The sequence below is a fragment of the Stenotrophomonas pictorum JCM 9942 genome (assembly GCF_001310775.1).
In the GTDB taxonomy this organism is placed as follows: domain Bacteria; phylum Pseudomonadota; class Gammaproteobacteria; order Xanthomonadales; family Xanthomonadaceae; genus Stenotrophomonas; species Stenotrophomonas pictorum.
This window is the reverse complement of the sequence record NZ_BAZI01000155.1, coordinates 1-6,565: the sequence shown is the minus strand read 5'-3', so window position 1 is coordinate 6,565 and position 6,565 is coordinate 1. Positions and strand designations below refer to the sequence as shown.

The following is a 6,565-nucleotide window of genomic DNA, read 5'->3' as shown; positions in this document are numbered from 1 at the left end:
GGCTTGCGGCGCGGCGCGTGCCGGCTCGACCGACAGCCTGTTCCCACCATCAAAATGACAAACAGCACGACGTGCAGCGGCTGTAGAACGCATTGAGCAAGCAAGGCAAAAGCACCGGATCGCGCGGAACACCGCGCCTGCTGCGGACTATAGATCAGCCAGCATCCAGATCATGCGAACCGTCGCGACACGCAGCACGGCGGAAGCAACCGCGCCAGGTGAGGGCGGTTGCGTCCGGGAATGCGGGGAGAGCTTCCACAGTGGGCTGATCGTGGGCATAGGCTGCCATGGGCTCGCAGCCCTGAGAGTCCGGCCGCGGACCGGCACCCGCAAACAGCGGACTTCGCCGTCGAGCAGCGCAGTCACCTGCTTGCAGCGCGCGCGTGACGCGCCCACTGGTCAAGCAGCGGTCTATGTGAGCGGAGTAACGTCAGGCGGAGCAAAAGTGATTCAGGTCACGGTCTGCCTGGAGCAACCGGCAATCCGCGCGGCCGCCGCGCACAACCCGTTCACCGCACTCGGGCTATAGCGTTGCCTCCCGGAACTTGCGATCACCAAGGAGACGCTATCCATGACCGAGCATTCGCCCCTGCCTACCGTGCCCTCGCTGGAGCTGCAGCGCTATCTGGGCACCTGGTATGAAATCGATCGTCTGCCGATGCGGCATGAGCCCGAAGACGCCACCGATGTCAGCGCGCACTACTCGCTCAATGAAGATGGCAGCGTACGGGTGCAAAACCGCTGCCTGCACAACGGTGAGCTGGAAGAATCCATCGGCCGGGCCACGCCGGTGGATGCCTCCAACAGCAAACTGGAAGTCAGCTTCCTGCCCGAGGGCCTGCGCTGGATTCCCTTCACCAAAGGCGACTACTGGGTGATCGCACTGGCTCCGGACTACACCACGGCGATGGTGGGCAGCCCGGACCGCAAATACCTGTGGCTGCTGGCCCGGCAACCGGATATGGACGCGACCATCCGCGAGCACTACCTGGCACGGGCACGCCAACTGGGCTTCGATATCGAGCCGCTGATCCATACCCCGCACACCGGCCAGCGCACGGCCTGAACCGGCACCACTGAACCTCTACAGGCGAGGAACACGACGACGATGGATCTTAAAAGCGGCTATCCGTTCTGGGCCATCCGCAACGGGTTGATGCGGGCCTTCCCGCAGCTGGAGCAGTCGCTGCGCTGCGATGTGCTGGTGATCGGCGGCGGTATCAGCGGCGCCCTGATCGCCGACGAGCTGGGCCGGCATGGCCATGATGTGGCCGTGGTGGAGCAACGTGATATCGGCTGGGGCTCCACCGCGGCCAGCACGGCGCTGTTGCAGTACGAAATCGATACGCCGCTGCGGGTACTGGCCAAACACTACGGCGAAGAACAGGCGGTGCTGGCCTACCAGGCCTGTGCCGAGGCCATCCCCGGATTGCAGCAGGTCGCCGCGCGGCTGCGCGGCACGGATTTCCAGCACCGCTCCAGCCTGTACTACGCCAGCCGTAGGCGCGATGTGCCCGCGCTGATCGACGAGTTCGAACTACGCCGCCGCCACGGCTTTGCGGTGCGCTGGCTGGATACGGCGCGAATCCAGAAGCGCTATGGTTTCGCCGCACCGGGCGCCATTGTCAGCGAGCTGGCCGCCAGCGTGGATCCGTACCGGATGACCTACCACCTGCTGGCCGAGCTGCGACGTCGCGGCGGACAGGTCTATGACCGCACCTGCATCACCGCGCTGGAGCCCTCCGCGCGCCAGGTGCAGGCACGGACCCAGCAGGGCGTCACCATCACCTGCAAACACGTGGTGATGGCCGCCGGCTACGCCAGCGAGGCGTGGCTGGACCAGCGGGTCGCGCGCAACCGCAGCAGCTACGCCTTCGTCACCGATCCGCTGCCGGTCGCGGCGCTGGGGCCGTTGCGCGCAACGATGCTGTGGGAAACCGCGCGGCCCTACCTGTACCTGCGCAGCACCGCCGATCACCGTCTGCTGGTCGGCGGTGAAGATGACGCGGTGGACATCCCCGCGCGCCGCGACGCCCGTGTCGACCGCAAGGCCCACACGCTGGCGGACAAAGTCACTGCGCTGTTTCCGCACCTCCAGCTGGTACCGGCCTTCGCCTGGGCCGGTACATTCGCCGAAACCCGCGACGGGCTGCCGTTCTTCGGCACGCATCCGCAGTGGGGGCCACGGGTGCAGTTCGCCTTGGCCTATGGCGGCAACGGCATCACCTATTCGATGATCGGCGCCGGCCTGATCCGCGCGGCCATCGAGCGGCGCCAGCACCGGCTGGCTGCGCTGTTTTCCTTCCAGCGCCTGGAGTGAGCGCCGCGGGCAGGCGGAAACGACAGGCATCATTCAAGCCATATCTGCTAGTTTTGCACCAGCGGCATCACTGACGATGCCGCGTGCTCCGGAGCGGTACCCGCCATGATCCGAACCTCCCTTATCCTTGCCCTGTTGCTGCTGCCCGCTGCCGCGGTGGCGCAGAACGATGCGGTCACCCCGGGGGCGCTGGATCTGAGCGTTCCTCAGGCGCCGTTGCGGTATCTCGGTGATCCGGCCTACCAGTCCGATGCACCAGGCACGTTCTACGGCGATCACAGCGGTCGCAGGCTGTCCAGAAACCAGCCCGCCGCCGAAGCTGTCGACGACAAGCTGCAGGTGCATGGCGCGATCAGTACCGGCATCGGCTATTCCAAGCAGACCGGCAACAGCCACTGGAGCGCAGTGGATCTGAACCTGGGCAAGAACTACACCAACGACGAGGGCAAGACCCGTCGGGTGGACCTCAACATCCACCTCAGCAAGGGGGAAGGCATCGGGCCGTACGGTTATGGCCCGGGCCCCTGGTACGGCGGCTGGTAAGCCTCCCGGGACCGGCTCAGCTGCTGCAGCGCATCCACATGCAGTCGATCGCATCGAGCGCGATGTGCAGCACCAGGCCGATGCCGAACAGACGCGTGCGTTGGGGCACCACCAGCCCGGCATACAGCGCGATCGCCGGCGCGGTATGCAGCGGGTGGAAGCCGACACTGCACCGGTCCGGCACGTAGACCGGATCGGCCAACAGATGGTCCAGGTCGATCACCCAGCCCAGCAACATCACCAGCCACGCCTTGCCGAACTGCGGGCGCCAGAACAGCCACGCCAGCAGCGCCGGCACCGCCGCATGCAGGCACAGGTGGATGATCGCGCGCAGGCTCACCGGCTGCTCCGGTGGAGCACCATCTGTGGCTTCCCCGGCGGAGCGGTGGACGCGTAAGGAACGGCAGGTACGAGGCGCATGCGCGGCGGGCTGTCTGAACGGGCACCAATTGTAGGCCGGGGCCGCAGGGTGCGGCGTTACACTATGCCCCCGCAGGCAGTTCCGCCGCGGTGGTTCCGGAGTGGCAATGATCAACAACGACGTACTGCGCAGCATCCGCTACATGCTCGATCTCAGCGACGGCATGGTGGTGGATACGATCCTGCTGGCCGATCCCGCCTTCAGCGTGGATCCTTCGCAGGTGCATGATTTCCTGCGCAAGGAAGACGAGCCGCTGTTCGTGGCCTGCCCGGACGCCGTGCTGTCGCGCTTCCTCGATGGCCTGATCTACCACTTCCGCGGCCGCGACGACTCGCAGCCGGCCCGCCCGCCGGAAAAGCGCATCACCAACAACGTGGTCCTCAAGAAGCTGCGCGTGGCCTTCGGGCTGAAGGATGTCGATATGCACGATGTCTTCGAGAGCGCCGGTTTTCCGGTGTCCAAGCCGGAGCTGTCGGCGCTGTTCCGCCAGCCCGACCACAAGAACTACCGCGAATGCGGCGACCAGATGCTGCGCAATTTCCTCAAGGGCCTGACCCTGCGCCTGCGCGGCAACCGCTGAGTCACCAGCACCGTGGCGGGCACTGGCCCCACCGTTGCATAAAGAAAAAGCCCGGCAATGCCGGGCTTTTCTGTCTGGGCAGCAGCTCAGCCGGTTACCAGCTGAAGCGCGGGCCGATCGACCATTCCTTGTCGCCTTCGCCGTTCATCTTGAGGTCGCCATTGATGCCCCAGTTCTGGTTCAACTTCACCTGGCCACCGAGACGGCCGTAGAACTCGCCTTCCGGTTGATGCCGTGCTTCTTGGTGTAGTCCTCGTAGCCGGCCATCGCATAGACCTCGGCGTGGGCACCGAACGCGGTGCGGATACCGGCCTCGGCGCTGTAGCCGTTGAAGTCCAGGCCCTGCTTCGGGTCGAACTTGTTGTAGCCACGCGGCCGACGAAGTCGGTGCTGTTGCCGATTTCGCGGTTGTAGCCGACACCGACGCGCCACTGGTCGGTCTTGGCGTCGGTGAGGTCGGCCTTCTGCTGGTTGTATTCACCGAAGGCATGGACGTGCGGAATGAATTCATAGGAACCCTTCACGCCCCAGCCGTCGGCCTTGCCGGCGTCCGCGTCGGTCTTGACGTAATCGGCCTGCGCATAGTTGTAGGACAGGCCGTCGGCGGCCGAGGCGGCGAACGGAGCGGCGGCAAGCAGCGCCAGGGCAATCAGCGAATTCTTCATGGGTACAACCTCTGGATTACTAACTAGATGGCACAGCAGCCAGCGCGACTGCTTGCGTCCGGTTGTAAGTTTTCCGTTAGCCACCCCAACGCATCCTGAAATCGGCATGCGCGAGAAGCGCTGTTTTTAGGCGTTTATTCAGGCCTTTTCTGGCACGCGTGGCGCGTGTAGCGCAATTGGCCGGATTCAAGCGAGCGCGGCGATCTACGTGTGCTTGCGCTTGCCCGCAGCGGCCTGGCCGAAGGTTGTCGGCGTCGCCGGACCGTGTAGCGGCACGCCGGTTTCGATGTCGCGCAGGATCGGGCAATCCGGGCGACCATCGCCGGCGCAGCAATCCACCAGCGCCTGCACCGTCTGCACCATCTCCTGCAGCTGGTCGATGCGCTCGCGCAGCACCTGGATGTGTTCGCTGGCCATGCGTTTGACGTCGGCGCTGTGGCGCGAGTGGTCCTTCCACAGCGCCAGCAGTTCGCCGATACGCTCCACGCTGAAGCCCATGTCGCGCGAACGCTTGATGAAGCCCAGCGTGTGGATGTCGCGCGGGCTGTAGAGGCGGTAGCCGGCATCGGTACGCGCCACCGGCCCGATCAGGCCGCTGTCCTCGTAGTAGCGGATCATCTTGGCCGAGATGCCGGTGGCCCTGGCGGCTTGGCCGATGTTAATGCCCTCTTCCATGATCGTCTCCGTCAACCCTGCGGCGGCTGGAAGCGCTTCAGGCGCAAGGCATTGCCCAGCACGAACACCGACGACAACGCCATCGCGCCGGCGGCGAACACCGGCGAGAGCAGCACGCCCCACAGTGGATACAGCACGCCGGCGGCCACCGGAATCAGCGCGGTGTTGTAGGCGAACGCCCAGAACAGGTTCTGGCCGATATTGCCCATCGTCGCCTTGCTCAGGGCGATGGCGTTGGGCACGCCCTGCAGGCTGCCGGACATCAGCACCACATCGGCCGCCTCGATCGCCACGTCGGTACCGGTGCCGATCGCCATGCCGACATCGGCCGCGGCCAGTGCCGGCGCATCGTTGATACCGTCACCGACATAAGCCAGACGGCCATGCGTGGCCTTCAGCCGCTGCACCGCCTCGACCTTGCCTTCGGGCAGCACTTCGGCCACCACCTCGTCGATGCCCAGCTGGCGGGCGATGGCCTCGCCGGTACGGCGGTTGTCGCCGGTGATCATCACCACCTTCAGGCCCAGCGCGTGCAGCGCGGCGATGGCGGGGCGGGTGTCGTGCTTGATCGGGTCGGACACGGCGATGATCGCCGCCAGCACGCCATCGATGGCCGCGTACAGCGGGGTCTTGCCCTCCTCGCCCAGCCGCCGCGCGGCATCGGCGAACAGCGCCACGTCCAGGCCGAGCTTGTGCATGAAGCGGTCCGCGCCGACTTCCACGCGCACGCCGTCCACCTCGGCCCGCACACCGAAACCGGTGACCGATTCGAAGGCACTGATCGCAGGCAGCGTCAGCCCGTCCTGCCGCGCGGCGCTGACGATGGCGCGGGCGATCGGGTGTTCGGAGCGGTCTTCGACCGCCGCCACCTTGGCCAGCACACCGGCGCGGTCAAAGCCGTCGGCCAGCTGCAGGTCGGTCAGGACCGGGCGGCCTTCTGTCAGCGTGCCGGTCTTGTCCACCGCCACCACCTGCGCCTGCTTGAGCAGCTGCAGCGCCTCGCCCTTGCGGAACAGCACACCCAGCTCGGCGCCACGGCCGGTGCCAACCATGATCGAGGTTGGTGTGGCCAGGCCCATCGCACAGGGACAGGCGATGATCAGCACCGCCACCGCGTTGACCAGACCGAAGATCAGCGCCGGCTGCGGGCCGAGCAACAGCCACACCGCGAAGGTCAGCGCCGCCAGGGCCATCACGATCGGCACGAACCACAGCGTGATGCGGTCCACCAGGGTCTGGATCGGCAGCTTGGCGCTCTGCGCCTGTTCCACCAGGCGGATGATCTGCGCCAGTACCGTGGCCCCGCCCACGGCGGTGGCGCGCACGCCCAGCGTGCCGGTCTGGTTGACGGTGCCGCCGAT

At 66.2% G+C, this 6,565-nt stretch carries 7 protein-coding genes and 1 pseudogene; 4 read left to right on the top strand and 4 right to left on the bottom strand.

The genetic code is table 11. The features are described 5' to 3' along the window. The first annotated feature begins 571 nt into the window (after positions 1 to 571). From JCM9942_RS09250 to JCM9942_RS09240, 3 genes are all read left to right on the top strand, one after another. Positions 572 to 1,066, top strand: a complete 495-nt coding sequence (locus JCM9942_RS09250) for a lipocalin family protein (RefSeq protein WP_054659203.1) — start codon at positions 572 to 574, stop codon at positions 1,064 to 1,066. A 42-nt stretch (positions 1,067 to 1,108) separates the two neighbouring features. Beyond that, on the top strand, positions 1,109 to 2,320 hold the full coding sequence (locus JCM9942_RS09245) for an NAD(P)/FAD-dependent oxidoreductase (RefSeq protein ID WP_054659201.1): 1,212 nt from the start codon (positions 1,109 to 1,111) through the stop codon (positions 2,318 to 2,320). A gap of 105 nt (positions 2,321 to 2,425) precedes the next feature. Beyond that, positions 2,426 to 2,863: a hypothetical protein gene (locus JCM9942_RS09240; protein WP_054659199.1), complete on the top strand. Its 438-nt coding sequence runs from the start codon at positions 2,426 to 2,428 to the stop codon at positions 2,861 to 2,863. A gap of 16 nt (positions 2,864 to 2,879) precedes the next feature. Here JCM9942_RS09240 and JCM9942_RS09235 read toward each other — a convergent pair whose 3' ends face one another. Continuing rightward, on the bottom strand, positions 2,880 to 3,203 hold the full coding sequence (locus JCM9942_RS09235) for a DUF6122 family protein (RefSeq protein WP_054659197.1): 324 nt from the start codon (positions 3,201 to 3,203) through the stop codon (positions 2,880 to 2,882). A 187-nt stretch (positions 3,204 to 3,390) separates the two neighbouring features. Here JCM9942_RS09235 and JCM9942_RS09230 point away from each other — a divergent pair, with 187 nt between their 5' ends. Then, positions 3,391 to 3,864 (top strand): YehS family protein, encoded by a 474-nt coding sequence (locus JCM9942_RS09230; RefSeq protein WP_054659195.1) that lies wholly within the window; start codon positions 3,391 to 3,393, stop codon positions 3,862 to 3,864. A 94-nt stretch (positions 3,865 to 3,958) separates the two neighbouring features. Here JCM9942_RS09230 and JCM9942_RS09225 read toward each other — a convergent pair. From JCM9942_RS09225 to JCM9942_RS09215, 3 genes and pseudogenes are all read right to left on the bottom strand, one after another. After that, positions 3,959 to 4,529, bottom strand: a pseudogene (locus JCM9942_RS09225) (OmpO family porin). 204 nt (positions 4,530 to 4,733) lie between these two features. Next, positions 4,734 to 5,204, bottom strand: coding sequence for a Cu(I)-responsive transcriptional regulator (gene cueR, locus JCM9942_RS09220; protein ID WP_241772703.1), 471 nt, complete (start codon positions 5,202 to 5,204; stop codon positions 4,734 to 4,736). An 11-nt stretch (positions 5,205 to 5,215) separates the two neighbouring features. Further along, positions 5,216 to 6,565: heavy metal translocating P-type ATPase (locus JCM9942_RS09215; protein WP_083468482.1), on the bottom strand; the 1,350-nt coding region annotated here is incomplete at its 5' end.